28 protein-coding genes and 1 other RNA gene are annotated in these 26226 nt (G+C 44.4%); 19 read left to right on the forward strand and 10 right to left on the reverse strand.

The window, feature by feature from the left end; translation table 11 throughout:
- Positions 1 to 121 precede the first annotated feature (121 nt).
- A complete protein-coding gene (locus tag BM415_RS03920) occupies positions 122 to 1696 on the forward strand; it encodes a degradosome RNA helicase CshA (RefSeq protein ID WP_091154789.1) in 1575 nt (524 codons plus the stop codon).
- A 95-nt stretch (positions 1697 to 1791) separates the two neighbouring features.
- On the opposite strand, the gene BM415_RS24975 is transcribed toward BM415_RS03920, so the two are convergent.
- Positions 1792 to 1929: a hypothetical protein gene (locus BM415_RS24975; RefSeq protein WP_170862360.1), complete on the reverse strand. Its 138-nt coding sequence runs from the start codon at positions 1927 to 1929 to the stop codon at positions 1792 to 1794.
- Positions 1930 to 2228: 299 nt separating this feature from the next.
- Between BM415_RS24975 and BM415_RS03925 the strand changes: the two genes are divergently transcribed.
- The 3 genes from BM415_RS03925 (at position 2229) to BM415_RS03935 (ending at position 3923) form a co-directional block, all read left to right on the forward strand.
- Positions 2229 to 3017: a YesL family protein gene (locus BM415_RS03925; protein WP_091154791.1), complete on the forward strand. Its 789-nt coding sequence runs from the start codon at positions 2229 to 2231 to the stop codon at positions 3015 to 3017.
- 121 nt (positions 3018 to 3138) lie between these two features.
- A non-coding RNA gene (gene ssrS, locus BM415_RS03930) (6S RNA) lies at positions 3139 to 3329 on the forward strand.
- A 198-nt stretch (positions 3330 to 3527) separates the two neighbouring features.
- A complete protein-coding gene (locus BM415_RS03935; protein WP_091154794.1) occupies positions 3528 to 3923 on the forward strand; it encodes a DUF1499 domain-containing protein in 396 nt (131 codons plus the stop codon).
- 79 nt (positions 3924 to 4002) lie between these two features.
- Here BM415_RS03935 and tpx read toward each other — a convergent pair whose 3' ends face one another.
- Positions 4003 to 4521, reverse strand: a complete 519-nt coding sequence (tpx, locus tag BM415_RS03940) for a thiol peroxidase (RefSeq protein WP_091154795.1) — start codon at positions 4519 to 4521, stop codon at positions 4003 to 4005.
- A gap of 99 nt (positions 4522 to 4620) precedes the next feature.
- Here tpx and BM415_RS03945 point away from each other — a divergent pair, with 99 nt between their 5' ends.
- Positions 4621 to 5235, forward strand: coding sequence for a rhomboid family intramembrane serine protease (locus BM415_RS03945; protein WP_091159043.1), 615 nt, complete (start codon positions 4621 to 4623; stop codon positions 5233 to 5235).
- A gap of 90 nt (positions 5236 to 5325) precedes the next feature.
- Positions 5326 to 6237, forward strand: a complete 912-nt coding sequence (locus tag BM415_RS03950; protein ID WP_091154798.1) for a glutamate biosynthesis transcriptional regulator GltC — start codon at positions 5326 to 5328, stop codon at positions 6235 to 6237.
- 25 nt (positions 6238 to 6262) lie between these two features.
- On the opposite strand, the gene BM415_RS03955 is transcribed toward BM415_RS03950, so the two are convergent.
- Together BM415_RS03955 and BM415_RS03960 are read right to left on the reverse strand one after the other, a co-directional pair.
- Positions 6263 to 6931, reverse strand: a complete 669-nt coding sequence (locus BM415_RS03955) for a zinc metallopeptidase (protein ID WP_091154800.1) — start codon at positions 6929 to 6931, stop codon at positions 6263 to 6265.
- Between the two features lie 35 nt (positions 6932 to 6966).
- On the reverse strand, positions 6967 to 7395 hold the full coding sequence (locus BM415_RS03960; RefSeq protein ID WP_091154803.1) for a MerR family transcriptional regulator: 429 nt from the start codon (positions 7393 to 7395) through the stop codon (positions 6967 to 6969).
- Positions 7396 to 7812: 417 nt separating this feature from the next.
- On the opposite strand from BM415_RS03960, the gene BM415_RS03965 reads away from it, so the two are divergent.
- Both BM415_RS03965 and BM415_RS03970 read left to right on the forward strand, forming a co-directional pair.
- Positions 7813 to 8898: a DUF294 nucleotidyltransferase-like domain-containing protein gene (locus tag BM415_RS03965; protein ID WP_091154805.1), complete on the forward strand. Its 1086-nt coding sequence runs from the start codon at positions 7813 to 7815 to the stop codon at positions 8896 to 8898.
- Entirely contained in the window at positions 8895 to 9632 is a 738-nt protein-coding gene (locus tag BM415_RS03970) for an exonuclease domain-containing protein (protein ID WP_091154807.1), read from the forward strand. The genes BM415_RS03965 and BM415_RS03970 overlap by 4 nt, the downstream gene beginning before the upstream one ends.
- Here BM415_RS03970 and BM415_RS03975 read toward each other — a convergent pair.
- Positions 9618 to 10043, reverse strand: coding sequence for a M67 family metallopeptidase (locus BM415_RS03975; RefSeq protein ID WP_091154809.1), 426 nt, complete (start codon positions 10041 to 10043; stop codon positions 9618 to 9620). The two genes, BM415_RS03970 and BM415_RS03975, sit on opposite strands and share 15 nt — an antisense overlap.
- A gap of 262 nt (positions 10044 to 10305) precedes the next feature.
- On the opposite strand from BM415_RS03975, the gene BM415_RS03980 reads away from it, so the two are divergent.
- Complete coding sequence (locus BM415_RS03980) at positions 10306 to 10866, forward strand: TlpA family protein disulfide reductase (RefSeq protein WP_091154811.1); 561 nt, start codon at positions 10306 to 10308, stop codon at positions 10864 to 10866.
- Positions 10867 to 10929: 63 nt separating this feature from the next.
- Here BM415_RS03980 and cimA read toward each other — a convergent pair whose 3' ends face one another.
- The gene (cimA, locus tag BM415_RS03985) at positions 10930 to 12546 is read right to left on the reverse strand and encodes a citramalate synthase (RefSeq protein ID WP_091154813.1); all 1617 of its coding nucleotides are present in this window, start codon (positions 12544 to 12546) and stop codon (positions 10930 to 10932) included.
- Positions 12547 to 12883: 337 nt separating this feature from the next.
- Here cimA and BM415_RS03990 point away from each other — a divergent pair, with 337 nt between their 5' ends.
- The 3 genes from BM415_RS03990 to BM415_RS04000 all read left to right on the forward strand — a co-directional run bounded on the left by BM415_RS03990 (position 12884) and on the right by BM415_RS04000 (position 16103).
- Positions 12884 to 14164, forward strand: coding sequence for a DNA polymerase IV (locus BM415_RS03990; protein WP_091154815.1), 1281 nt, complete (start codon positions 12884 to 12886; stop codon positions 14162 to 14164).
- A 124-nt stretch (positions 14165 to 14288) separates the two neighbouring features.
- Complete coding sequence (locus tag BM415_RS03995; protein WP_091154818.1) at positions 14289 to 14531, forward strand: ferredoxin; 243 nt, start codon at positions 14289 to 14291, stop codon at positions 14529 to 14531.
- A gap of 99 nt (positions 14532 to 14630) precedes the next feature.
- Positions 14631 to 16103 carry a L,D-transpeptidase family protein gene (locus tag BM415_RS04000; RefSeq protein ID WP_091154821.1) on the forward strand — a complete coding sequence of 491 codons (1473 nt, stop codon included), beginning with the start codon at positions 14631 to 14633 and terminating at the stop codon, positions 16101 to 16103.
- Here BM415_RS04000 and BM415_RS24980 read toward each other — a convergent pair.
- The gene (locus tag BM415_RS24980) at positions 16100 to 16246 is read right to left on the reverse strand and encodes a hypothetical protein (RefSeq protein WP_170862361.1); all 147 of its coding nucleotides are present in this window, start codon (positions 16244 to 16246) and stop codon (positions 16100 to 16102) included. The genes BM415_RS04000 and BM415_RS24980 overlap by 4 nt on opposite strands.
- Positions 16247 to 16555: 309 nt before the next feature.
- Here BM415_RS24980 and BM415_RS04005 point away from each other — a divergent pair, with 309 nt between their 5' ends.
- Genes BM415_RS04005 through BM415_RS04015 form a run of 3 tightly spaced genes read left to right on the forward strand, consistent with a single transcriptional unit; the run spans position 16556 to position 18985 of the window.
- Entirely contained in the window at positions 16556 to 17653 is a 1098-nt protein-coding gene (locus BM415_RS04005; protein ID WP_091154824.1) for a quinone-dependent dihydroorotate dehydrogenase, read from the forward strand.
- 47 nt (positions 17654 to 17700) lie between these two features.
- A complete protein-coding gene (locus BM415_RS04010; protein WP_091154827.1) occupies positions 17701 to 18513 on the forward strand; it encodes a GTP diphosphokinase in 813 nt (270 codons plus the stop codon).
- Positions 18506 to 18985 (forward strand): DUF309 domain-containing protein, encoded by a 480-nt coding sequence (locus tag BM415_RS04015; RefSeq protein ID WP_091154830.1) that lies wholly within the window; start codon positions 18506 to 18508, stop codon positions 18983 to 18985. Before BM415_RS04010 ends, BM415_RS04015 begins: the two co-directional genes overlap by 8 nt.
- A gap of 86 nt (positions 18986 to 19071) precedes the next feature.
- Here BM415_RS04015 and BM415_RS04020 read toward each other — a convergent pair whose 3' ends face one another.
- Together BM415_RS04020 and BM415_RS04025 are read right to left on the reverse strand one after the other, a co-directional pair.
- Positions 19072 to 19563: a PCYCGC motif-containing (lipo)protein gene (locus BM415_RS04020; protein WP_091154832.1), complete on the reverse strand. Its 492-nt coding sequence runs from the start codon at positions 19561 to 19563 to the stop codon at positions 19072 to 19074.
- On the reverse strand, positions 19560 to 20135 hold the full coding sequence (locus BM415_RS04025; protein WP_091154835.1) for a thioredoxin family protein: 576 nt from the start codon (positions 20133 to 20135) through the stop codon (positions 19560 to 19562). Before BM415_RS04025 ends, BM415_RS04020 begins: the two co-directional genes overlap by 4 nt.
- Before the next feature lie 161 nt (positions 20136 to 20296).
- Here BM415_RS04025 and BM415_RS04030 point away from each other — a divergent pair, with 161 nt between their 5' ends.
- The 4 genes from BM415_RS04030 to BM415_RS04045 all read left to right on the forward strand — a co-directional run bounded on the left by BM415_RS04030 (position 20297) and on the right by BM415_RS04045 (position 24651).
- Positions 20297 to 21877 carry an RsmB/NOP family class I SAM-dependent RNA methyltransferase gene (locus BM415_RS04030; RefSeq protein ID WP_091154837.1) on the forward strand — a complete coding sequence of 527 codons (1581 nt, stop codon included), beginning with the start codon at positions 20297 to 20299 and terminating at the stop codon, positions 21875 to 21877.
- Between the two features lie 11 nt (positions 21878 to 21888).
- Positions 21889 to 22632, forward strand: coding sequence for a pseudouridine synthase (locus BM415_RS04035; protein ID WP_091159045.1), 744 nt, complete (start codon positions 21889 to 21891; stop codon positions 22630 to 22632).
- Between the two features lie 48 nt (positions 22633 to 22680).
- The gene (locus BM415_RS04040) at positions 22681 to 23484 is read left to right on the forward strand and encodes a Cof-type HAD-IIB family hydrolase (RefSeq protein ID WP_091154839.1); all 804 of its coding nucleotides are present in this window, start codon (positions 22681 to 22683) and stop codon (positions 23482 to 23484) included.
- Positions 23485 to 23580: 96 nt separating this feature from the next.
- Positions 23581 to 24651, forward strand: coding sequence for a hypothetical protein (locus BM415_RS04045; protein ID WP_091154842.1), 1071 nt, complete (start codon positions 23581 to 23583; stop codon positions 24649 to 24651).
- 168 nt (positions 24652 to 24819) lie between these two features.
- On the opposite strand, the gene BM415_RS04050 is transcribed toward BM415_RS04045, so the two are convergent.
- On the reverse strand, positions 24820 to 26196 hold the full coding sequence (locus tag BM415_RS04050; RefSeq protein ID WP_091154844.1) for an RsmB/NOP family class I SAM-dependent RNA methyltransferase: 1377 nt from the start codon (positions 26194 to 26196) through the stop codon (positions 24820 to 24822).
- Between the last annotated feature and the right edge of the window lie 30 nt (positions 26197 to 26226).

Consider the following 26226-nt stretch of genomic DNA (forward strand, 5'->3'; position numbering starts at 1 on the left):
GAGATCATGCAATCCCATATCAATCGTGCATGATGGGACAGCCTATATATTAACGCTACTTAAGAATACAGAGAAATGAAGTGGATTACTGTCCACCATAATAGAAGGAGTTTGAATAAATTTGACAACTTTCTCAGAATTTAATTTGGAACCTAAGGTTCTGCAGGCAATTACCGAACTTGGATTTGAAGAAGCAACACCGATTCAAGCAAAATCCATCCCTGTTGCTCTCGCTGGCAGCGACTTGATTGGTCAAGCTCAAACAGGTACAGGTAAAACCGCAGCCTTTGGTATCCCTCTTATCAGCAAAATTTCCAAAACAGATGAGAAGATCCGTGCGCTGATCATGGCACCAACTCGTGAGCTTGCCATCCAAGTGGCAGAAGAGATTGAGAAGCTATCCCGCTTCAAAGGTATCCGTACACTTCCTATATACGGCGGTCAAGATATCGTTCGCCAAATTCGTGCATTGAAGAAGAAGCCTCAAGTTATTATCGGTACACCTGGTCGACTTCTTGACCATATCAACCGTAAAACCATCAAACTTGAAGATGTACAAACTGTCGTGCTGGATGAAGCAGATGAAATGCTGGATATGGGCTTCATGGAAGACATTCAGTCTATCTTGAAGCAAGTTCCGGATGACCGTCAGACAATGCTGTTCTCTGCAACGATGCCTCCTAACATCCAGAAGCTCGCTCAGCAATTTTTGCAAAATCCAGAACACGTATCTGTTATTCCAAAGCAAGTAAGTGCACCACTCATTGATCAAGCTTATATTGAGGTGCCTGAACGTCAGAAATTTGATGCGCTCAGCCGTTTGCTGGATATGGAATCTCCTGAGCTTGCGATCGTATTCGGTCGTACTAAACGCCGTGTGGATGAATTGTCTGAAGCGCTGCAAAAACGTGGTTACTCTGCAGATGGGCTTCATGGAGACCTGTCTCAGAATCAGCGTGATAACGTAATGCGCAAATTCCGTGATGGAAGCATTGATGTGCTTGTTGCAACGGATGTTGCAGCACGTGGTCTAGACGTGTCTGGCGTGACTCATGTTGTTAACTTCGATCTTCCTCAAGATCCGGAAAGTTATGTACACCGTATCGGCCGTACAGGTCGTGCGGGTAAAGAAGGATCTGCATGGTCATTTGTTACTCCTCGTGAGATTGACCACCTGCATTTCATTGAGCGTGTAACACGTCATCGTATCCCGCGTAAACCGCTTCCTACACTTGCTGAAGCGATTGAAGGCAAACAACGTGTTACAGCTGAACGCCTTCTGGAAATTGTACAAGGCGGAGAGCTTAACGAATACAAAGGTATTGCTATTCAACTATTGGAACAATATGATTCCGTACAGCTCTTGTCTGCATCGCTTAAACTGCTTACAGGTGACAAGAAGGATGCCGCAGTTGAATTGACTCCTGAGGATCCAATCCGTGCTAAACGCCGCAAACCAGATGTTCGTTCTAGCGGACGTAAGCCTTCGGGCGGTTATGGTAACCGTACTGGCGGTGGATATAACAGAGGCGGCAGCGGAAATAAAGGTGGATACGGTAATCGTAAAGATGGCGGAAAAGAAGGTGGAAGCGGTGGTTACAATCGTGACCGCGACCGCGATCGCAAATCCCGTCCATTCAGTAACAATAACGAAAATCGCAGACCAAGCCGTCGTGACGACAGCTCGTTTCAATAAACAATAACAGACAAGACGAAGCGTTTAATGCTTCGTCTTTTTTTGATTAGAGCTCGGATGGGACTCTTCTCCAGGTGCTGAACTACATGTGATTATTAATAGAAGAAAGTTCTGGAAATGATGACAAGCAGAATGAACAATACGAGAATTGTTCCAATAGAAAACCATCCATCGGTTCCACAGCCAGTGGAAACACCACCAACCTGACCTCCGCATCCGTATCCATAGGACATTGCATTCCCTCCTTTACAAAGTGAAGTGGTTCATCGACTACGTAATATCCTATGGTAGAACTTTACCCCTTGATTAGACGCCAGCCCATGAACCATGAAATCAAATCGATATCTTGATCATCCCTTCTAAAGGGTGTATTTAAGTGGAGATTTCAGCGTTGGTCTAGCTTTTGCGTGTGGTTATGCTGTATAGTTATAGTTAGGTTATGTTAATTTGAATTAGCGAGGGATTATCACCTAAGATGATGCATGCAGACGAGAGAACGAGCTTCGTGCATGTGTTAAGGAGGAGGCGTGTTTTGGAGTTTAAGGGAGCTATGGGTGGTATATATCGCCTGACGGAGTGGATTACAAGATTCGCGGCATCGAACCTATTGTGGGTACTGTGTGCCTCGCCATTTTTCTTCTTTTTGGTGCTCAAGGTTCTTGTTATGGGACAAGGAATGACGAACGAATCCATTCAAATGAACTGGGCATTGGGTATTGTGGCACCGTTTACATTTTTCCCTGCGACATCTGCTTTGTTTAATGTAGTTCGCAAATGGGTCATGGGTGATACAGATGTACCAATTATGAGAACATTTTTTACAGGATATAAGGAAAACTATAAGCAAAGCATGATCGGTGGTGTTTTCTATACGCTGCTGGTAGTCATTATGTATTTGGATTATACGGTTTATATGACTCAGTTTCAGAACCTTCAGTTAATTGGAATTATCATGTTGATTCTGCTGCTGCTGCTATGTGTGTCGATGTTTAACTTCTTCTCGATGGTTGTCCATTATCATATGTCCATTGGTATGATCATTAAAAATGCTGTACTGATTACTTTGATACGTCCGTTTCGTGTGTTTTCATCGTTGCTTGGCGCCGGCTTATTGTGCTACATCGGCATGCAATACCCTGCACTATTCTTTTTCTTTATTGGAAGTCTGATTGCATGGTTCGCCTTCTTTAACTTCTATGCCACTTTCACTAAGATGCAGGAGCAGGCAGAGAAGCTGCAGGCCAGTCGTGAAGAAGAAGGAAAGACACAGGAGAGCGATTCAACTGAGGCGGACTCCAAGGCACAGGACATTACAAAATAACGGCAGTACAATGGGAATCGGTATCATAACTGTTTGGAACGTTGAAATTGATGCCTAGCAAGAATTTTAGCAATTGCTGATCATACATTTACTTTTTTGTAGAATAGCGATATAATGTTTCTACATCCTGCGATGTTCGTTTCGGTTATTCGTTGTTTTGAACCAATGACTATGTCTCGGGAGATCAACACGAAATGCGGCTGACATGCCCTGTCTATATGACATGGGGACTTCATAAACATTTCTGCGGTCACCCACCTGCTACAGCAGGTTCAGAAGACAATATAATCGGACGGCATTAGCGGGTTTCCTTTTTGGATGACATTTAGAGACATCTCACACGTACTCTACATAAGGGTGCATTTGGGGATGTCTTTTTTGTTGTTGTCAGCATAATCAGCGAATATGTGTTTCCTTACTGAGGAGTACATTATCTCTTTAGTTAAGGAGTTAACAATGATACACTAAAGAGAGAATAACGGTACGGCTACATACAAAGGAGGAAGGGTCTTGTCACTCAAAAGAACACTTGTCGGCATTGTTCGCAGTATGGAGGGAACAAGTGACCGAGCTAAGGATCCAAAGCTGAAGACGCGCTATTATAACTTGTCCAAGGATAAGGCATGGGAAGAAATTTCATCGCTTATGAAGAAGGTCCCTGGATTCAAAGTTCTTCATGAAGTACCGTCAGTCGGGGAAATTACGATGGAGAAGCGCACATCTTTTGGACGTACGCTAGATATTACCGTGTCAATCATTCAGGTCACACCTGTTCGAAGCGCCATTGATATTTATTCTGCTTCAAGAGGTTCGCTTGGTGATCTGGGGTCCAACTATCGTATTATTCTTCAGTTGTTCGATATCATAGACAAGAAGATCGGCAAACACAAGGTTGTAGGCGAGTAAGACCAAAAAAGCGAGATAAAGGTAGGTCCTTTTCTCGCTTTTTGCATGTGATGTGTTGCTATCGTATCCTCTGCGTTAATTAGAGCAGTTCTTTAACAGCTGCAATTGCTGCTTCGTAATTTGGATGCTCTGACATTTCAGGCAGGTATTCCACATAAGTTATTTTGTCTTTAGCATCAATGACAAATATCGAGCGCATGTTGAGCTGGAATTCTTTGATCAGTACGCCATAAGCCAGACCAAAGGACTTGGACTTATAGTCAGATAAGGTAATTACCTTATCTACTCCTGCTGCACCACACCAGCGTGCTTGAGCAAATGGAAGGTCGACACTAACGGTGAGGACTACGACATTGTCGCCCAAACCAGCGGCTTCTTCATTGAAACGACGAGTCTGTGTATCGCAGACCCCTGTATCCAGAGAAGGAACCACACTAATCAGTTTGATTTTGCCCGCATAGTCGGACAACTGCACTTCTTCGAGCAGATTCTTATTCAGAGTAAAATCCGGTGCTTGATCACCAGCCTTAAGTTCCGGGCCGATCAGCGTAATAGGATTTCCTTTAAAAGCTGCTACACCTGTACGTTCTTGAGTCATCTATTATGTACCTCCTTGAGATTGGTGATCTTTGACACTATCTATTATAATCTTTATAGGAAGCTTGTGTCCAACACAGGACAATGGAAGGATGAGGCCATGATTTTTTTACGTTATGAGAACTGGAAAGGGTATTTGCGATATTACCCAATAACTTCAATATTGCTTGCGGCGAATATTATTATGTATGTGGTGCTGTTAATAGACGGCGGGCCGAATACTGCGCTTACTCTTATGAAGTATGGTGCGCTCACCAATATTCCACCATGGAATGAAGAGGTATGGCGGTTGTTTGCTTCTATGTTCCTTCATTCTGGTTTTTCCCATCTCTTATTTAACTGCTTTGCTCTATTGGTATTTGCGCCACCGCTTGAACGGCTCCTTGGGTTCTGGCGGTATGCGATACTTTATATTGGAAGTGGTTTGGTAGGGAATATCATTTCACAGGCTTACTATAACAATTTAACGAATCCAACCCTGTCCATTGGGGCATCAGGAGCGATCTATGGAGTATACGGGGCATTTCTCTATATCGTTCTGTTTCAACGCCATCTAATGGATGATGCATCGAGAAAAACCATTTATACGATTCTCGGGTTTGGTATTATTTTTTCACTGGGTGTGGCGAATATCAATATGGCTGCACATCTAGGTGGACTGATCGGCGGTTTTTTCCTTTATGGTTTGATAATCAGACTGTTAAAGCGCCGTTGATTCATACTGGAGGTCATGATACATTAAAGACATGAACTTTTTCTATGGAATTATTTGGGATTGTTTTAGCAGATTGGAGCGATTGAACGAGTGGAACTTAGACAGTTGCAATACTTTTTAAAAGTTGCACAGAAAGAGCATGTAACGCAGGCTGCGGAGGAATTGCATGTGGCACAATCCGCAGTAAGCAGGCAAATTCATCATCTAGAGGAAGAGCTCGGAATCGACTTGTTCATGCAGAAAGGGCGTAATCTTCAGCTGACCCCTGTCGGGCAATTGTTTTGTAAAAGAGTTGAGGGTATTCTGAAAGATCTGGATCGAGCTGTTGGAGAGGTTCATGAATTTCTTGATCCGGAAAAAGGAGAGATTCGAATTGGCTTCCCACACAGTTTGGGTATTCATTTGATTCCTACAATCGTTTCAGAATTTCGCAAGCGCTATCCTAACGTTAAATTTAAATTCAAGCAAGGGATGTTCCCGACTTTAATTAGAGATGTATTATCTGCCGAGGTTGATCTCGCTTTTGTGTCCCCGTTCCCAGAGAAGCATGATCAAATTGCAGGGGATATTGTATTGACAGAAGAATTATTTGCCATATTACCTCAGAACCATCCGCTTGCTATGGAAGAATCGATCACTTTAGATCAACTGAGAGAGGATAAATTTATATTGTTCAGTAAAGGGTACTCTCTTAGACCCATTGTGTGGCACGCGTGTCTGGAGGCAGGATTTACACCTCGAATCGCTTTTGAGGGTGAAGAGACAGATACCATTCGAGGTCTGGTTGCGGCTGGAATGGGGGTAAGTGTATTGCCAGAGATGGCTTTATTTCAGACGAATCCGCTTCAGCCCGCAAGAGTACGCATTAAGAGCCCGACGGTAACAAGAACGATAGGGCTCATCCACCGTAGCGATGAGAAGCTGCCGCTAGTGGCACAGTCATTTCGATCCTTCTTACTCGACTATTTTGGACTAGATAATAGCAAAACCCCGGTCAAATAATTGACCGGGGTTCTTTATGCTGGTTCTATTCGCGGTTGCTAGTAAAAATACCGATGTAGCGAATAAGTTCAAGTAACGAAATCAGTGCAGCTGCTACATAAGTAAGAGCTGCGGAGTTAAGCACTTTGCCTACGCCACGTTCTTCTTCACTTCGTACATACCCTTCTTCGACGATAATACGTCGAGCCCGGTTACTGGCATTAAATTCGACTGGTAGTGTGATTAGCTGGAAAGCTACTGTTACTGAGAAGAAAATAATACCAAGACCAATCAAGTTAAATGCATTGAAGATAAAGCCTGCAAGAAGAAGGAAAGGAGCAATTCCTGATGCAAAGTTAACGATTGGGAAAATCCGGTGACGAAGGGCCAGCATAGGATAATGCTCTTTGTGCTGAATCGCGTGACCGACCTCGTGAGATGCAACGGCTACAGCGGATATGCTTCTTTCATAATACACTGGCTCTGATAACCGAACAACACGATGGATCGGATCATAGTGATCTGATAAGGCGCCTCTTACAGGTTCAATCGGAATGTCATGCAAACCGTTCGTGTCCAGCATATGTCTAGCTACATCATAACCGGTTAATCCGGTTGAGTTATCTACTTTAGCCCATTTCTTAAATGTCCCTTGAACGCGGAATTGCGCCCAAACCGACAGTATGATGGCTAAGATCAGCAATACAAACATCATTTACACCATACCCCCATACTTCTATTATGATGAAATTACATCATGGAGCTCTCGAGCATAATTTTTAAAGCTTCCATGCAAGCAGCACTCTTGGTAAGAAGAGCAGTTACTACCTTACGTTGTTGAGCTGGCTTCATTTCCTGAAGAAGAGGCTTGAGCTCATTCATTTCACGTTCAAGCTGCTCTACATGAATTTCTAAGCTGGTAAGCTTGCTCGTTACTTGTTCATTAGCCGATACATTGCTCCACTTATCTAAAGAAGTCTTAATCTCTTCGAGACTATATTTCTCTAGTTTCATCTGGATAATACGTTCAATTCGGTTTAAGGTTTCACTATTATATAATCTATAATTTTTTTGAGTACGCTGCTCTGGAGTAATCAATCCGAGCTTCGTATAGTAGTCAATTGTACGTTCGCTGACACCGGCAGCCTTTGACAATTCACCGATTCGATACAGCTTCATATCCCCATCCCAAAACACTCACCTTTCCATATAACTCTACATAAACATGATACATGATCTGGAACCATACAGTCAAACGTGACGCTTTTCCGGTAAGCAAGAGTAATAACGTTGAATTTCATATCCTCAAGAGGGAGACATCCTATTAAAAAACTCGTTTAAAAATATCCTTGTCAATATATTGACGTTCTTTTATAATTGCTATGGAAATAAATTTTTCATTATATGTTACTTAATATAACATACATCTATACATAAACAAGAGTACTTTTATTTTATATGTCAAATACTGCTAAATTTTGGTGCCAAGCGCAAGCTTAACTCAGTTTGTCGAGTCATCTTACACAATAAATAGAACGACACCTTTTCGGCCTATCATGGTATGATGAAGAGGAACACGTCTAGGGGGACAGATCTATGGAACCTCTGAAATCTACGGGCAAAGTTTCATTCTTATTGGATGATTTGAAGAAAGTGCAATCCGTACCCGCACTGAAACAAGCTCGAATGCAGAAGCAAGAGGAATTGCAAGACCTAGCAGCAAACGTATCTTTGATTGAATGGTACCAGATGGTAAATGATTTGCATGATTATATTGCTAGACAAGTCATTGAAATATGTGAAAACGAGATGGAAGCGGAAGGTTATGGGCGTCGGCCTGTCCCTTATGCCTTTGTTGTATTTGGGAGCTCTGGCAGAGGCGAGGCTACACTGTGGAGTGATCAGGACAACGGTATGATTATTAGTGACTTGCCTCATCCAGATAAGGAGGCTTACTTCCAGGAGCTGGGCATTCGGATATCCAATTCACTGGAGGCGGTAGGTTATGCCAAGTGTGAAGGAAAGGTAATGTGCTCTGAGCCTTTATGGAGACGTACGCTTGACTCATGGAAGCACCAGCTTGCGGATTGGACGGATGATTTGAAGTGGGAGCCTGTTCGATACTTGATCATTGCTGCGGATCTAAGACATGTAGGGGGTGACCATACATTATCAGAGGATTTCCGCAGTCACTTTGGCCAATTGTTCCAATCAACGCCAGATCTTGCCTCGGCAGTGTTGCGAAATACGGTAAAGCATAAAGCAACCTTGAATATCCTTGGGCGGGTCGTAACCGAAAGATTTGGGGAGCATGCGGGCGGATTTGATATTAAATACGGCATGTATATTCCACTCGTTAACAGTGCCCGCTATATGGCCTTACTTAATGGCTTAAAGGATACGAATACGATTAAACGTCTTACCAAGCTCGCCAGGCTTGAAGCGGTTCCTCTTCATTTTGTGGATGCATGTGAGGATGCCTTTAAGATTGCTTTAAAGCTTAGGAGAATTACTGAAGTTGAAGATGAGAATGGTATTATTTCGAGCAGTGGCTATATAGGAGAAGAACAATTAAAACAAAGAACGATTCTGTACGAGCTTAGGGAAGGTTTGAGTACAGTGAAGAAAGTGCATCGAAACCTACAGCGACAGCTTCGATTTGTGGAGAGGAGACGCTCATGAAAGACCCGGTAAGGGGCAATAACGGTTTTTGGAACTCGTTTAGGCAGGGAGGGGTGCCCTCGGCAATCGCTTCTATGCTCGGCGCCCCTACCGCACAGCAGATGGCCTTTTTACGTTCATTGATGCGAGAGAATCGTAAGCCTGAAGCGCTTAGAACACCTTTATCCGAGCTGGATGCTGTTGTATTCGATCTGGAGACGACAGGCTTTGCGCCACAACACGGAGACGAAATCTTATCCTTCGGTGCAGTTCGGGTAGTAGGCGGTGAGATCATAGAAGATGAGCAATTCTATACGCTGGTCAAACCAAAAGTCCCTATACCAGAACATATCACCGAACTGACGGGCATTACACCTGATATGACTCATGATGCTCCGCCTATATTGGAGGGACTGCATGACTTTATGTCTTTTGTCGGTGGACGTGTTCTGGTAGCTCATGCAAGCGCGCATGATAAATCCTTTTTGAATGCGGCACTATGGAAGACTTCTAGAGTTAGACTTAGTCATCGGGTTATTGATACGATGATGCTGGCCAGATGGCTGGAGCCTCAGCGGAATGGATATGGACTTGATGAATGTCTTGAATCTCGAGGGATTCCCATTCACGGAAGACACCATGCGCTTAAGGATGCAATGATGACAGCCCGCTTATGGGGTTGTTATTTGGATGATATCGCTGAGATGGAGGTTCATACCTTATCCGATTTGTATGATCATTTAAGTCATGCTTAGGGAAGATTCGGTAAGAGTCAGCTTCTCTTCATCTTTCTGGATAGTGTAACCTCTGAGCTCCATATGCTTCTTATCGTACGTTAGTGAGCCAATGAGGTATACTTGGAGTAATGCGCCATATTGCTGGAGTGATTCCAGATCATATGGCGAAGGACAAGGTGCTGAATTAGGATGGCTATGAAACAGGCCTATTAGATTGGGAGTCCCAAGTACATGGTTAATCCAGATTCCCGGATCCAGCTCAAAGTGGTGTAATGGGTTAGGTGCGGTGTTGGGGACCGGAATATATTGAAGCAGGCGGATGACTTGATGCTGATCCATATCACCGAGAAGTATGCCGCATGCTTCATAAGGATACTTATCAAGCAGGTGCCTCTCCAGAGCCGTAAATAATTCTTGTGTAATAATCATCTAGATTCTCCTCATTATTCGATCAATCTCAAGAAATTCACTGAGAACGATTCATTCGCTGCAATTTTATACTTTTTTGAGAAGGCTCCCTTCGCAGGAGCTTTTTTTATTTTACTTAGGCCGTTCTTTTATGATTGGATTGATACAATCTTCGGAAAAAGGGTAGAATGATAAAAAATACTCTATATACTCCTGATTGTGCAGCTCAGGGTATTATGAAATTGATTCCATTACTTTATAATAACTGAAAAGGGACGGACAAATGAAACGTAACCGATACATTATAGTCGGAGTATTGCTGCTCTTTGGCATTGCTATATGGCAATCCGGTGGAGGAGCAGGCCTAATTCAGCTTCAATCCGTATTTCAGACAGAAGAACCAATGCCAACAGAAGTAGGAGCAAAGGCCGGGATGCTTGCACCTTCTTTTCAACTGAATGGAATGGAAGAAGGCACATATGAAGTAGGGGGTAAGCGTGAAAAACCATTGATGCTGAACTTCTGGGCTTCATGGTGTGAGCCTTGCAAGATGGAGGCGCCCACGCTGAATCATATATCTGCAGCTTACAAAGATGAGCTTGATATTTACGGGATTAATGTTACCAAATATGACAATGAAAAAGATGCTGCTGAGTTTGTTGATACCTTTCATGTCAATTTCCCAATCCTGATGGATACGGACGGCGCAATCTATGATTTGTACAAAGGTATGGCATTTCCTACCAATGTATTGATTGATGAGAATGGAGTAATTCAAGAAGTTATTCTCGGTATCCTGTCAGAAGAAGAGCTCGAAAATAAAATCAAGGATCTGCTGAAGTAATCCATATAGACCATATAACATAAACAGGCTGCTGACGATCTCAGCAGCCTGTTTATGTAGATCCTAATGATTGACCATTCCTTGTGCCAATGTATCCGGCTCTATAATCTCTAAGGGTACTTCGTTCAGCAGAGCATATCTAAAGCTGTCGACGAGTGCTTCCCAGCTGGCTTCAATGACATTCTCCGATACACCGATCGTATTCCAGCCATTGCTGAAGTTCTTTGATTCAATAAGTACTCTTACTTTTGCAGCCGTCGTATCCTTATCATCAAGCACCCGAACTTTGTAGTCAGACAAATGCATTTCCTGTAAAGAAGGATAGTACGTGACAAGGGCTTTGCGAAGCGCATTATCCAGTGCGTTTACAGGCCCGTTGCCTTCGGCTGCTGTATAGTGGCTTCGACCGCCGACACTCAATTTAACAAAAGCTTCAGATACGACGGGTTTGCCTGCGGTTTTCTCAACAAGCATTTTGAAGGATTCGAAGGTAAACAGTTCCTTGACTTCTCCATTGGCCTCCCGGATCAGAAGCTCAAGTGAACCGTCAGCCCCTTCAAATTGATAGCCCTGATGCTCCATATCCTTAATTCTGTCAATCACTTGGCGTGAGTGGGAGCTGAAGGGATCAAGTTCAATGCCCAGCTCCTGGGCTTTGGATATAATATTACTCTGACCGGCCAGTTCGGATACAAGAATCCGCTGCTTGTTCCCGACTTGCTCTGGAGCAATGTGCTCATAAGTGCGAGAATCCCGCAAAATGGCCGATACGTGTATGCCTCCTTTGTGAGCGAACGCTGCACTGCCTACATAAGGCTGATTCACCGGCATATTAACATTGGCGATTTCACTGACATAACGTGAGACATTCGTAAGCTGTGCCAGCTTGTCTTCCGCAATACAATGGTAACCTAATTTAAGCTGCAGGTTCGGGATCACAGAGCATAAATTGGCATTACCGCAGCGTTCTCCATAACCATTCATCGTTCCCTGAACATGTCTGGCCCCGGCAGAGATGGCGGCTAGTGTGTTGGCAACTGCTAATTCGCAATCGTTATGGGTGTGAATGCCAAATTTTGCTTCCGGAAGATGAGAAACAACGGCTCGAACGATTTCCTGAATTTCATGAGGCATCGTTCCTCCGTTCGTATCGCACATCACGAGCCAATCCGCACCAGCTTCATAGGCTCTTGTCATTACGGATAGAGTATACTCTGGGTTGTTCTTGTAACCGTCAAAAAAATGCTCGGCGTCAAAAATGACTTCTATACCGTTTCGTTTCAAGTAATGTATCGAATCATAAATCATGTTGAGATTCTCTTCCAAAGTCGTCTGCAGCGCCGTATGAACATGAAAATCCCATGACTTGCCGACCAGCGTAGCTGCCTTAGCACCGGATTCAATAATTCGGTTCAAGTTAGCATCGGTCTCGGCGTTTCCGCCCTTCCGGCGAGTACTGCCAAAAGCAACAATCTTCGATGTTAATCCCAATTCTTGAACACGCTTAAAAAATTCAATATCTTTCGAATTGCTTCCTGGAATTCCGCCTTCAATGTACTCAACGCCCAGAAAATCGAGCTTTTTGGCAATGTTCAGCTTATCATCAACCGATAGACTAATTCCCTCCCCTTGCGTACCGTCACGAAGTGTCGTATCGAAGATTGAGATGTTCTTAGACATGTTGATCCCCCTTTGGAAGTCCTCTAAAACCGTTTTTAATTGTTTATTATAGCAGTTCTCACCTGGAATGTAAGATGGAAATTTGATAATTTATAATTATAAATCATAGGATACAGAATAGTTGTATTATTTGAGGACTTTGCATAATCCCAAAACCTTAATAAATTTATAAATTTGAATCAAGCAAATCCTGTTATTATATAGAATGAGCTAAATTCTTTCATTATTCTATAGGGTTTCGGAAAATTCAATCTAATAGTCAATGTGGCTTTTTATGTTACTGATGATCAATGATCCAAAATAAACAATATTCAGAATAAAAAAGAGGGTACGTGATGTGAGCAACGTTAAAGATTACTATCCTGCGAATGGACGTGTTATTTTGCATGTGGATATGAATGCTTTTTATTGTTCGGTCCATGCCGCAGAAGAACCTCATTTATATGCAGGCAAACCAACGGCTGTCGCAGGAAGCAGTGAGCAGCGTAAGGGTGTAATTGTCACATGTTCATACGAGGCACGGGGTCGTGGAATCAGCACGGGAATGGTAGTTAATCAAGGACTCCGCCAGTGTCCTGAGCTAATTGTCATTAAACCTGATTTCAATTTGTATCGAAAATACTCTAAGGCCTTCATGAGCATTGCTTATGAGTATACTCCTCAGCTTGAGGCCACCTCGATTGATGAATGTTATCTTGATATTACCGGCTCCAAGCAATTTGGAACACCGGTGGATATTGCAGAGACGATTCAAAACAGGATTAACGAGGAGCTGGGTATCCCATGTTCGATTGGAATCGCCCCCAATAAATTGCTGGCCAAAATGGCATCAGATATGAAAAAACCGAATGGGATCACGGTGCTGCGTCTGCGGGATGTCCAGAATAAATTGTGGCACAGACCGTGTGGAGAGTTATTTGGCATTGGCCGCAAAACAGCAGAGAAGTTGCGCAAGATCAATATCCATACCATTGGAGAGCTCGCAAACGCAGAAGAGAGCTTGCTGCGGGATTACTTTGGAGTGCTCGGATCGTGGATGAAACAGGCGGCTCATGGAATCAGTGATTCTCAGGTGAGTCCGGTGAGAGAACCGAACAAGTCCATTGGTCACACCACAACGCTTCCGGAAGACATCTCTAGCGAAGAGGACATCAATCGTGTGCTTCTTAATATAAGCGATCAGGTTACACGTAGACTTCGCAGGCATGCCATGATGGCAGAAGGGATTCAAATTACGATCCGCACGCCTGATATGAAGACGATTACTCGCTCTCAAATGCTGCAAACGCCGACCGATCATGAGCAGGATATTTATAAAGGAGTGACAGCACTCTTCTATCGGCAGTTTGGAGCAGGCAAGCCGCTTCGACTGCTCGGGATTACACTGCACAGCTTGATTCCAAAGAGTGAATCCGCAATACAATTGGACCTGTTCGACTATGAGCAGCAGTTCAAGCGAGAGTCCTTAACCCATGTCATGGACGAACTTCGAAATAAGTACGGAGAGAATGCAGTGCTGACAGCGGGCATGCTTGGAGATGACCCTTCGGTACTGATCAGAAACTACAAAGAACGTGGTACTTCCTTGCAAAAAGACAATCTTCCTAGACCTGAATAGGGCGGATTATAAAAGGTATAATAACCCAAAATGGATTTGTATTTGTTTTCACTTTGTATTAATATGATTGTTAGCATAGTTGAACCTACTGTTTGTGTGTTAATTAATAGGAGGCAGAGAAGAAATGGCTAAATATACTTGGGTAGAGAAAGATACATGTATCGCTTGCGGAGCTTGTGGAGCGACTGCACCTGATATCTACGACTACGATGACGAGGGTTTGGCGGAAGTCATTTTTAATGGTGATTCTAACCGTGGTGTTATAGAGATTCCTGAAGATCTTCATGATGATATGCAAGATGCTTGTGATGGTTGTCCTACAGACTCCATCAAAATTGCGGACGATCCTTTTAACAAAGAAGGTTAATGTCTTGCTTTCATTTGAGGCCTGATACCAATATGGTATCAGGTTTTTTTTGTATTATCCGATATATCATTCATAACCTATATCAAGGGGAGATAAGTCATGCGCATGCCGCACGATCTGAAATCCTACGTTCAGAAGCATCCCGATAATCAAATGGCCTGGTATCTACTGGGGAAGGATTATGAACGATCCGGTCAGACAGCGAAGGCCAACTATTGCTTCGAACGTTCAGGAGGTATATATGAAGCATTTGAGCACAGCAAAGCTCCTGCCCAGGTGTGGATGGAATATCAGCATAAGCTCATGCAGTTGGAACAGCAGCGAAGTAAACAACAGATCAAGCGCAAATCTGCTGCCATTCTGTTATGGCTATTGATTCTTGGCATTGTTCCTTCAGCGATGGCACCTGATGCAATGGATGTTGACGTTGTTACAGAGCTTGCAGAAGAATCATCATCAGAACAAGGGCTTGATAGAATAGTGTACTCTGAAGAACAGGATGCACCAGATGGATCAGAAGCAGATGAGATAGATCCAGGACCGCCGATGTTTACCGGAATTCCCCTGATCAACGGAGAGGCTACGGATGAAGACACTGGCAGAATGATGAATCAGCTGCGCCGGACTGACGCGACGATTATAACGCTGGGGCTGGAGCGGGAGAATGAATTTCTCTTATGGGGGACTTCAGCTGCAAGGCAGCCGGTGTACCAATTCCATAGTAATGGGGAGGGTACAGTGATGAGCAAATCCTTGCTGCCTGAGTGGTGTAAATGCACGCCTGAGGATCATAAAGATTTGTCTGCAAGTGCCGTAAGGTGGGGACAAAAAGAGGAGCAGGCGATAGCTCTACTGAGTGCAATAACAGCTTATCAACAGCAGAATGGTGTTTATCCAGAGCGCATAGAGCAATTAATGAAGCCTTTCCCTAACAATCGTATTGGCGGTGTAAGCTCTTCCATGCGGGAGCTGTATCCTGAGATGCTTGATTATATCAAATCTGTAGCAGGAGATGACAGAGATTCTGGGCCTGATTCGATCGATGTAGAGCAATCCAGCGAAGATGGGGCGGCCCTCCCTGGCTTTGAAGATACATATGGCGGCGAACCTTATATGAAGGAATCCCTCTCCATCGTTATTAATAAGGAGACACATCGATTGACGCTGCTCAGTGGAAACATGGTATTGCGGAATTATGAAGTAGGTCTAGGAGGCGAGAGAACACCTGAAGGGGATTTCGTCATATCAGACAAGGTAGTGAACCCCAATGGACGTACGGACGGCGAGTTCGGTACCAGAGGCATGCAGTTGTCAGATACGGATTACGCGATTCATGGCACGAACGATCCGGGAAGTATTGGGCTTGATGAATCCCTGGGCTGTATTCGCATGCATCAAGAGGATGTAGAGGAATTGTTTGCACTTGTACCACCGGGTACTCAGGTTACGATCAAGAACAGTGCCAATACCCCTGCAGGGATTATTGCTCCGGAACAGGCCGGGGACAGATTTCAGCCGGAGCTTGTCCCCGGACAGACGAATCCGGACAAAATATATCACTGGCTCAATTAAGTGATTGTCATTTCTCCAATAATAACGAGTACAACAATGAGGATGATGAGCAGCAATACACTTAGTGCGGTCCAAAATATAGCCTTGCGGTTCACTTCTTCTTTTTTTTGCTGCAATGAGGGCTTCTGACGTTTGGTTGCCATGTAAGGTGAATCTCCTTTCTCGTATTGGAAGAATATAAACGGACGTTAAAATATATAAGTTTCTAAGTTGAAGCTTGACAGTTTACTTCATTGTAGTCAATTTGCAGTTTATTTTCAAAGTTGCGTATTCACTTGGTTCCCTCTCCCTTTTCTTTTAGAGCGAAAACAGCTAAACTGAAATTTAGAAGGAATGCTGCTCGTTTATGAACAGGACTTTTTATTTGTATCCATTTCATTGATACATTTGGTGAATGTTTCCTTTTCATGAGTGCAGTTTATCCATAAGAATATGTAAACGGAGTGGATCATTTGCTGTATCGTAATATTGGTAAACCTCTATTCTTCAAAATGGATCCGGAAAAAGCACACCATCTCGTTATTGGAGGAATGAACCAAGCAGGCTCATTTCCCGGAGGCACGAGCCTTCTCAAAACCATGTACGGTGTTGAGGAAACGCCGGATCTCGCAACCGATGTGTTCGGACTACATTTCCCATCACCTGTAGGTCTTGCAGCCGGCCTTGACAAGAATGGGGAAGCGGTGCCTGGGTTTTCTTCCATCGGATTTGGATTCATGGAAGTGGGAACGGTAACACCAAAGGCACAGCCGGGAAATGACCAGCCCAGGCTGTTTAGACTTCCACCGGATGAAGCACTTGTGAACCGTATGGGCTTCAATAATCATGGAGCTGAAGCAATGGCGGGAGTCTTATCCAAGCTCAAAGATATTGCCATCCCGGTTGCTATCAACATTGGTAAAAATAAAGCTACCTCTAATGAGGATGCTCCAGGTGACTATCGCAAATGCATCCAAATTTTGTATCCATATGCAGACTTTTTTGTAGTGAATATTAGTTCTCCGAATACACCGGATTTGAGAAGCCTGCAGCATGGCAGTGAGCTGACGGAATTGTTATCCGCGGTTATGGATGAAATGGAACAGCAGTCACGCTCTTTTGGGCGTTCCAAATCGGTACTGGTTAAGATTGCGCCAGATGTGACGGAAGCTGAGCTCGAATATATGGTCGATACCATTTCAAATAGCGGTGTTTCGGGCATCATAGCTACCAATACGACCATTAGCCGAGAAGGTTTAACCCATGCGAATGCCAGGGAAACAGGCGGGCTCAGCGGCAAGCCATTGCGCGAGCGGTCTACTGAGATTATTAGCCGCGTATATCGTCAGACTGGGGGAAGTCTGCCCATTATTGGGTCCGGAGGAATCTTCACGAGTGAGGATGCCTATGAGAAGATCAAAGCCGGAGCCAGTCTGGTGGAAATTTATACAGCCTTAATTTATGAAGGACCCGAAATTAATCAAAAGCTTCATGCTGGATTACGTGAACTGCTGCGCAGGGACGGATACCGTCATATATCGGAAGCCGTTGGTGCTCTGCATAGATCGTGATACCGGATAGATATGAAGGATTGAAGCAGACGACAGGAGGCATACTTATGGACGGTAGAGATTGGGGGACATTTTTGCTTCCTTACGAACAGGCCGTAGAGGAACTTAAAGTTAAATTTAAGACGATGCGGGCAGAACTCAAAAAACGTGAAGAATATGCCCCTATAGAATTTGTGACGGGAAGAGTCAAGAAAATATCGAGCATCCTGGATAAAGCCAAACGTCTCGATGTGCCAATGAACCAGATCGAAACTGGCATTGAGGATATTGCAGGTATTCGAATCATGTGCCAATTCGTTGAAGATATCAGAAGGGTCGCCGAATATATCCGGGAGCGTAAAGATCTGAAGGTGCTTTATGAGAAGGATTATATTACGAACTTCAAGGAGAGCGGCTATCGCAGCTTCCATATGATTGTGGAGTATCCTGTGCAGACTGCCCTTGGTCAAAAGCATGTACTGGCCGAGATTCAAATACGGACGCTGGCGATGAATTTTTGGGCTACGATTGAGCACTCCTTAAATTACAAGTTTAGAGATTCTTTGCCGGAGGATGTAAGAGGCCGGCTGAAAAAAACAGCAGAGGCTGCCTTTATTCTGGATAATGAGATGTCAGCCATCCGTCTTGAAATTCTCGATGCGCAGAAAACATTCGAAGATGAGTCCAATATCATTACCAAAACGCTTGCCATCATTCATCAGCTCTATTTCTATCATCTTATTGATGAAGCAATTGATGCCCAGGCTAAATTCAATGAATATTGGCAGCAGCACGATATGGAAGCCATCAAGCAATTGTCTGGCGAAGTTAAGGAACTGCTGAGCCAAGCTAGGAAAGGCAGCGACAACAGTGATGTCTAAATATGAAGCACTCTATTTAGAATATCTGGTGTATTTTAATCGCGACAGGGATTATTTCGAATGTCATGAAGTGCTTGAGGAGCTATGGCTCGAACAGAATAAAGAGCCGGTCTATAAAGGCTTGCTGCAAGTCGCCGTTGGCATGTATCATTTTAGAAATCAAAATATACGCGGCGGCTACATGATGCTTGAGAGTGCCGTGGAGATTCTGGAGAAGTATCCGGCACAAACACTTGGTATTGAGCTGGAGCTGCTTGTCAATACAAGCCGTAGTCTTGCGGAGAAGCTTCGGAATTATGATAGCCAGCCTACCCCTTATCACGATTTCACGATTGTCATCTGTGATGAAGAGCTGGAAGAAGCGGTCCGTATAAAGGCCCAAGAAATCAAGCCAAATGTTCCCCAAAGGCGCAGTCCAACACGTGGACGAATATATGAAGAACGAATGAAGGCTTTAGGTCAGAACTTATAACGCTTATTTAAAATATTATTTACGTAAAAAAGTAATCCCCCGGTGAGTGGACATTGTGTCCAGCCAATCACCGGGGGATTACTTACTTATATGACGGGATGCACTTCACTAGATGCTGGTGCCCCATCCGGGGCATACTTATCATCAATAAACTTCTGGATTTCTTCTAAGGATTTGCCTTCAGCCTTCAGACGAGCGGCATCCTTAACCTCTTCCAGGCAGATGCCGCATTGTGCACCATGATCGGTCCATGTTACTTCAGTCGATGTTGTCGATGAAATGAAGCAGCGATAGAGTGAATCATGCGCTGCTTCATAGTCCATACAGCCACAGTAGCAGTTCAGCATTTTAAGTTCTTCCTGCACTTCGGATACAAGCGCATAGGTTGCTTGAGTATTATCCGTGTATTTGGCAAGGAAGGCCGGCATTTCTGTTATAGATGCACTTGCCTCATATTGCTCGTTATCCTTGCCATGCATACTGTGATCGTGAGAAGCTTCCTTCTCACCGCATGCAGCAAGCACCAAACTGCCTACCATCAGACCTGTAAACAGAATTCCATAAGTTTTTGGCTTCATTCCGCAGCAGTCCCTTTATATTTGGTAAAGAATTCTTCAATTTGTTCGGCCGTATATCCTGCACTTGCACCTTCGGCCTGCATTCCGCCTTCCAGGCGTTCCTTCTCTACGCCATTTTCAAAATAAACGAGAGTTGGTGTAAACTCGATATTGTAATCTCTCCAGCCATCCTCGAATTCTTTAAGGTTAAATTGAGGAAGATCAACACCTGCTTCATCAGCAATCGGCATCAGCTGCGGTGTTGTTGCCCGGCAGTGAGGGCAGTCAGAGGCGAAAAAGTAAGTAAAGAAGCTTTCTTTATTTGAAATTTTAGTATCGAGCTCCTCAGGTAATATGATATTCTGATAATTTGGATCCTCCAAAATTTCAAGCGTCGCAGGAGCAAGATCTGACTCTGGAAGACCATATACTTCATTAATGTTATTTTTATTCAGCTCATTCATGGTAATCAGTGCACCAATCAGGATGACAAATACGGCAATAAAGGCGATAATGGCCTTGTTTGGCTTTTTGTTAGCCTTGGTATTCGATTTCACTTTAGAATTTGCGGTGTTTTTCGTTTTTGAACTCATATTCATCCCCCGTCATTTTTAATACTAAGGACAAACCTTAGATGCCATTCATTATACAACATTACACTGTGTAGTGAAACAGGGGGAAGCGAGTTATAATTGTGAACTGAAGTGATGTAATTAAAAAAATGATGATTAAGTCAGAACAGGATGATGAGTAAATGGCGATACGCCTGCCTATACAGTTTGCTGAACGAATGAAGAAGATGCTTGGCGATGAATATGAACTTTTTGTGAAGTCATATGATAGTGCACCTCATGCAGGCATTCGTGTTAATACGTTAAAAATTGATCCTGCATCTTTTGCCGAGATCTCTCCGTTCCCTTTGAAACCAATCCCATGGTGTGAAACAGGATATTATATCCCTGCCGGCAGTAAGCCAGGTCTCACTCCATATTATCATGCGGGTCTCTATTACGTTCAAGAACCAAGTGCAATGGCTCCGGTAGAGCTGCTGAAAGCACAGCCTGGTGATCATGTGCTTGATCTATGTGCTGCGCCAGGCGGGAAATCAACTCAGATCGCAGCAGATCTGAAGGGCAGGGGCATACTGGTAACAAATGATATCAGTACAGACCGGACCAAGGCTCTTGCCAAAAATATAGAAATGTATGGCGTTCGAAATGCAGTTGTTCTAAATGAAAGCCCAGAACGCATTGCCGATGCTTTTCCTCATTATTTTGATAAAATATTGATTGATGCCCCCTGCTCAGGTGAAGGAATGTTCCGTAAGGATGAGGACATGATACGCCAATGGGACCACCACTCCATTGAGCGCTGTGTGCTGATGCAGCGTGATATATTGGATACCGCAGCGAGGCTGCTTGCTCCAGGGGGAAGATTAGTATATTCAACTTGTACATTTGCTCCTGAGGAGAACGAGGCAATGATCGGAGAGTTTCTATTGAAGAATTCATCGTTCCGAGTGGTTCCTATTCAGCATGTGAGCGGAATATCCGGCGGTCATCCTGAATGGATCGAGCAAGCTGCGGCTGTACATGAATTTGAGGGACTTCAGGTCGAGCCTGTATTGCAGGAAGAACATCCTGATCTATATGCGCAGCTTCAAGGCACAGGCAGATTATGGCCGCACTTAGTAGAAGGAGAAGGTCATTTTGTTGCGGTGCTTCAGCATGACGGCACTCCTCTTAATGAACCAGCCGATCAGCCATTATATGTGCACAATACAGCTGAGAAGGAAGCTTCTCATGGGAGAAACGCCCTGAAGAAGAAACAGAAGCATAACGTGAAGCATGGGGGAGCAAAGCAGAGAAATCGGTCTGATCAAATGCCGGTGGATGCTGAGACTGTCTTTCGAGAATTTGTTACTGAACAGCTGAATGTACAGCTTCCAGGACAAACGGTATTGTATGGAGAGAAGGTATACCAAACTCCCGTGGAACCTGAACGGCTTGCAGGTCTTCGGGTCATCCGCGCAGGATGGTTTATGGGATCAGTCAAAAATGGGCGATTCATGCCTTCCCAGGCATTAGCATCGGCCTTGAATGCAGAGGAAGCGATAAGAAGTGTACAGCTTACCGTAGAGAGAGGCGAGGCAATCAAATATTTAAAGGGCGAAACACTGGAAATCGGTGAGGACCGGTTGGTTAGATCAGGTACAGCTTCCTCAAAAGGATATACACTCGTGACTGTTAATGGGTATTCCGTTGGATGGGCGAAATGGCAGGAAGGCAGACTCAAAAATGAATATCCGGCAGGATGGAGGTGGACCTCGGTATGAGTGAGAATACGATGAAAAAAACTGGCAAAAAGCTGCGGATTGATAAAATACTGAGCCATATGGGTTACGGAACTCGATCCGAAATTAAGAAAGCCGTCAAGAACGGCTATGTTACGGTGGATGGCAAAACCATTAAAAACAGCGGTATGCAGGTCGACCCAGACCGTGATATTGTAGAAATTGATGGTGAAGTAGTGAAATATAGAGAGTATATCTATTTGATGCTGCATAAGCCTCCAGGAGTTATTTCGGCTACAGAAGATTTAAGAGAAGAGACGGTTATTGATCTGTTGGATGAAGAATACGTCATTTTTCAGCCCTTTCCCGTTGGAAGGCTGGACAAGGATACAGAAGGTCTGCTGCTGCTCACCAATGACGGACAGCTTGCACACAATCTGTTGTCTCCGCGTAAGCATGTTCCAAAGACGTATGAGGCTAAGGTCCTCGGAAGGATTGGAGATAAAGAAATTACAGTCTTTCAGCAGGGGGTTACTCTTGATGACGGTTATGTCACCAAGCCAGCAGAACTGATTGTTATCTCGGAAGAACAGACAGATATGGGCATTATCTCGAATGTTCAGGTTACGATTCATGAGGGCAAATTCCATCAGGTCAAGCGGATGTTTGAAGCCGTGGGATCTAAAGTGCTGTATTTAAAACGGATCTCAATGGGAAGTCTTGCTCTCGATCCGGAGCTTCCGATGGGATCCTATCGCGAGTTGACAGAAGAAGAACTAAACAGCCTTATCAATTGATCCTTGATGAGATGATACAAACAAATAGAGAATAAGGATGGATAGGATATGACATATCGATTAATCGCACTTGATGTGGACGGAACACTGTTAAATGACCATCATGAATTGTCAGCGGCAAACAAAGAGAGTATTCAGCAGGCTGCAAAAAATGGAGCGGAATTTGTATTATGTACGGGAAGAGGTCCTGTCAATACAATTCCAATCATGGAGGACATGGGACTTAACGGGTACGTAATTACTCATAATGGTGCAGCAACGGTGGACATTAAGACGCGTAAAGTGGTTGATCAGTTTCCAATACAAGCTGAAGAGCTGGTGCCATATATAGATTACTGCCGTCAGCACGACATTCATTTTGATGTGAATACTGCGTTTGGGCTATATGTTGACCGTGCAGACGAAATGACGCTTGAAGTTCGCAGCATGTATGAGGCTGTATTCCTTACGCCGATGGACCTTCCTTTATGGGCTGATCTGAGGGAGCCTGTCGTGAAATTCTCGGCATTTGGAAGCTTAGAGGCCATGAATGCACTGGAGAAAGAGTGGAGTACGTGGAACAGTCCATTCTATATGGTTCGCAGTGGTGATTTTTTTCTCGATCTGATGCATAAGGATGCATCCAAAGGGGCGGCTTTGCAGCGGTTGGCTGAGAAAAGAGGATATCGCCCAGAAGAAGTACTGGCGATGGGAAATTATTATAATGACATTACAATGCTTACATTTGCGGGTAAAGGTATTGCAATGGATAATTCTCCTGTCGAAGTGAAGGCTGCAGCCGATGAAATTACATTGTCTAACAATGATAGTGGGGTTCATCATGCGTTAGTTAAGCATGTGGTCAACGTATAAGTAATATTCTTCCTCTCATTAGGGCATTCTAGATACATAGCCAGCTTAACATGGTTACAGTAATAATTTCCGGCATAATTAGGAGGTAGTAATAACGTGAGCTATCATATTCGGCTAAGACCTGATCTAAGAACATCGAATGGTGAAGTCCATGACATTATGGTAGAACATAAATATGCAGGCTCACTTATCCTTGTATTCCGGGAAGGTCAAAGACTGGCAGGCAGTGTCCAGCTGGATGCAGAAAGTATTCCAAGGGATGCCAAAGATGAGATTATTGCTTATGTGCAAGAATATGTGCTTCAATTCCGTGATGCGGTGTCAGCTGAGCACTTTGATATTATGTTATCCTGGGGCAGGGTTGAGAGCGTACTGGGAGATGAAGAGGTATATGATGAGTATACTTTTGAGGATGGGTTTGATGAGAGATCTGAAGAAGGCCTGATTGAGTATGGGGCTTTTCATACGGAGGAGCAATCGGTTTTTCGGTATGAGGATGAGACGGGTGAAATGCAGATTGAACTGATCAGTGCGGGCCGGAATGTGTCTTCATACGAGCTGCAAACAGGAAATGGCCACAAGATTGCTGAAGCTGTACTTAAGCAGTATGGGGCGGATATTAAGGGAGTAGTGGACTGGCTCGTAGTTCCTGACGAAGAGGATCTTGAAACAGCTGAAGAGCTGCTCGTATCCGAGGTTAATGATGAAGAGATTGATACAATAACGATAGATATGCAATTTGAAGGCTATCGTGTTGCGCTGTTAGAGCTGGAGCATCGAGATTTCACAGAGATGGATGATGAGGAGACCCGTGAGGGATTAGATTGGGATGAGGATGGCATGGAGCCGAAAATGACGAGTCATGGACCTGTCAATCAGGACTATTATGCCTCTCTAATTCGTCATGACCGCGATATCCTGACATACGAGCTGTTCTTTAAGGAAAGTGGCGGATACCCGGCAGCAACAGCGACGGTTGATATTAGTGATGCTGAAATTTCAGGATACATCGACTATTATATCCATCCAAGTGAAGAGCAGCGTGAACAGCTGTTTCTGCTCATGGCTCGGGAGCTTGACAAAGAAACGGATGTGAATAAGCTTCATTTGACGATGCTGTACCGCAATGCCGTAATCGATGAGATTGAGCTTGCTGAGTTGGATTAGAACTTGATTTCTAAGTACAGCATAATATGCAGTATTGTCAACTTGAAATAAAACAGCACTCGCCATAATTTATGGCTGGGACTCCCCTTAGGGGCAAAGTCCCGTTCGAGTGCTGTTTTTGTATTTGATATGGATTAACCATGTGTCTGAGCTGTTTATCGGATCTGCTTATACGTTAATACGCAGCCCTTTAGGGCGTTTATTCTTAAGCTGACCATTGCTTGCTTTGGCCCAGCCCACAGGGTAACCTCTCGTTGTCACCATTACCCAGCCTTGAAGCAGGGGATCGAGAGTAAGGGTCTCGCCGCGAAGATAAGCCTGCAGCTCCGTGGAATCAGGCGGAAGATCATAGGATAGCAATGCCTGTTCTGGAGCAGCTGACATCGCCAGTGCATGCGCTGGCTCGAACCGCCCCTTCTTCCAATCTCCGAGATGAAGTCCGGGGCGGGGAGTTTTTAATCCCTTCAGTTGTTCGTCTGAGATTTTCAGTTCGCTCGTTTCGGGCAAGTAGTACAGTGCTTCTCCATACAACAGAGGTCTTCCTGGCTGAAGTGAAAAACCTGGGAGATTCGTGCCCGCCCATTCTTGATATCCCGCCCAGGCTGCAGTAACACCGGCATCGGCGATCTTTTCCCCTCTTTTTCGCGGCTTAGATGTAGGCTGCTCTCCAAAGGTTCGTTCGGCTCTCCCACCTGTGGCTTTTTTCTTGAGCAGAGCGACAAAGTGTCCCTCTCCCTCACTCTGATGCGGCCAGATTCGTTCGGTCCGAACCCATTCCATATCCTTATATTCGTTTATGAAACGCTCAACAGTATCTTCATTTTCCTGTCGGTTAAATGTGCAGGTGGAATAGGCGAGATGTCCCCCGGGCTTCAGCATTTTGTAAGCTTCCTGCAGAATGTCCCACTGGCGGGCGGCGCATATTTGAACAGATGATGGAGACCATTCGTTAATAGCTTCAAGGTCTTTACGAAACATTCCCTCACCAGAGCAAGGGGCATCAAGCATAATTCGATCAAACACCTCTGGGAACCGAGCGGACAGCTCATCAGGTGTCGCATTAACGACAACCGTCCGGGTAAGGCCGATTCTCTCTACGTTTTCAGCTAATATTCGAGCCCGTCCGTTATGAATTTCGTTAGAGACGAGCAGCCCCGTATCCTTCATCTTTACAGCCATATGCGTCGTCTTGCCGCCAGGTGCTGCAGCAAGGTCTAAGACGGTCTCGTATGGCTGAGGATCTAGCAGCTCGATGGCGGACATTGCAGAAGGCTCTTGAATATAATATAGTCCGGCTGTGTGATAAGGGTGTTTGCCAGGTCTGACTTGACTATTGTAATAATATCCTGTGTTGCACCAAGGGACCTTCTTAAGCTGGAACTGCTGGGCAATGGGCTCTATGTGTTCTTCCTTGAGCTTCAAGCTATTGAGCCGGAGAGCTTGTGTACGCGGCTTGTCGTAGCTATCAAGAAATGCAGTAGTCTCCTGCCCGAGCATGGATTTCATCTGTTCGATAAAGTCCTGGGGCAGTGTTTCCTTACTCATGTTTTTTCAAATCTCCTTCGTATCTTCTTT

Source organism: Paenibacillus sp. 453mf, assembly GCF_900116105.1.
GTDB classification, from domain to species: Bacteria; Bacillota; Bacilli; order Paenibacillales; family Paenibacillaceae; genus Paenibacillus; species Paenibacillus provencensis.

What these genes read in the sequence shown, in the direction of transcription:
- BM415_RS24975 (WP_170862360.1), bottom strand. Translation starts at nt 1,929, where the DNA reads ATGTCCTATGGATACGGATGCGGAGGTCAGGTTGGTGGTGTTTCCACT.
- tpx (WP_091154795.1), bottom strand. Translation starts at nt 4,521, where the DNA reads ATGACTCAAGAACGTACAGGTGTAGCAGCTTTTAAAGGAAATCCTATT.
- BM415_RS03945 (WP_091159043.1), top strand. Translation starts at nt 4,621, where the DNA reads ATGATTTTTTTACGTTATGAGAACTGGAAAGGGTATTTGCGATATTAC.
- BM415_RS03955 (WP_091154800.1), bottom strand. Translation starts at nt 6,931, where the DNA reads ATGATGTTTGTATTGCTGATCTTAGCCATCATACTGTCGGTTTGGGCG.
- BM415_RS03960 (WP_091154803.1), bottom strand. Translation starts at nt 7,395, where the DNA reads ATGAAGCTGTATCGAATCGGTGAATTGTCAAAGGCTGCCGGTGTCAGC.
- BM415_RS03965 (WP_091154805.1), top strand. Translation starts at nt 7,813, where the DNA reads ATGGAACCTCTGAAATCTACGGGCAAAGTTTCATTCTTATTGGATGAT.
- BM415_RS03970 (WP_091154807.1), top strand. Translation starts at nt 8,895, where the DNA reads ATGAAAGACCCGGTAAGGGGCAATAACGGTTTTTGGAACTCGTTTAGG.
- BM415_RS03975 (WP_091154809.1), bottom strand. Translation starts at nt 10,043, where the DNA reads ATGATTATTACACAAGAATTATTTACGGCTCTGGAGAGGCACCTGCTT.
- BM415_RS03980 (WP_091154811.1), top strand. Translation starts at nt 10,306, where the DNA reads ATGAAACGTAACCGATACATTATAGTCGGAGTATTGCTGCTCTTTGGC.
- cimA (WP_091154813.1), bottom strand. Translation starts at nt 12,546, where the DNA reads ATGTCTAAGAACATCTCAATCTTCGATACGACACTTCGTGACGGTACG.
- BM415_RS03995 (WP_091154818.1), top strand. Translation starts at nt 14,289, where the DNA reads ATGGCTAAATATACTTGGGTAGAGAAAGATACATGTATCGCTTGCGGA.
- BM415_RS04000 (WP_091154821.1), top strand. Translation starts at nt 14,631, where the DNA reads ATGCGCATGCCGCACGATCTGAAATCCTACGTTCAGAAGCATCCCGAT.
- BM415_RS24980 (WP_170862361.1), bottom strand. Translation starts at nt 16,246, where the DNA reads ATGGCAACCAAACGTCAGAAGCCCTCATTGCAGCAAAAAAAAGAAGAA.
- BM415_RS04010 (WP_091154827.1), top strand. Translation starts at nt 17,701, where the DNA reads ATGGACGGTAGAGATTGGGGGACATTTTTGCTTCCTTACGAACAGGCC.
- BM415_RS04015 (WP_091154830.1), top strand. Translation starts at nt 18,506, where the DNA reads ATGTCTAAATATGAAGCACTCTATTTAGAATATCTGGTGTATTTTAAT.
- BM415_RS04020 (WP_091154832.1), bottom strand. Translation starts at nt 19,563, where the DNA reads ATGAAGCCAAAAACTTATGGAATTCTGTTTACAGGTCTGATGGTAGGC.
- BM415_RS04025 (WP_091154835.1), bottom strand. Translation starts at nt 20,135, where the DNA reads ATGAGTTCAAAAACGAAAAACACCGCAAATTCTAAAGTGAAATCGAAT.
- BM415_RS04030 (WP_091154837.1), top strand. Translation starts at nt 20,297, where the DNA reads ATGGCGATACGCCTGCCTATACAGTTTGCTGAACGAATGAAGAAGATG.
- BM415_RS04035 (WP_091159045.1), top strand. Translation starts at nt 21,889, where the DNA reads ATGAAAAAAACTGGCAAAAAGCTGCGGATTGATAAAATACTGAGCCAT.
- BM415_RS04040 (WP_091154839.1), top strand. Translation starts at nt 22,681, where the DNA reads ATGACATATCGATTAATCGCACTTGATGTGGACGGAACACTGTTAAAT.
- BM415_RS04050 (WP_091154844.1), bottom strand. Translation starts at nt 26,196, where the DNA reads ATGAGTAAGGAAACACTGCCCCAGGACTTTATCGAACAGATGAAATCC.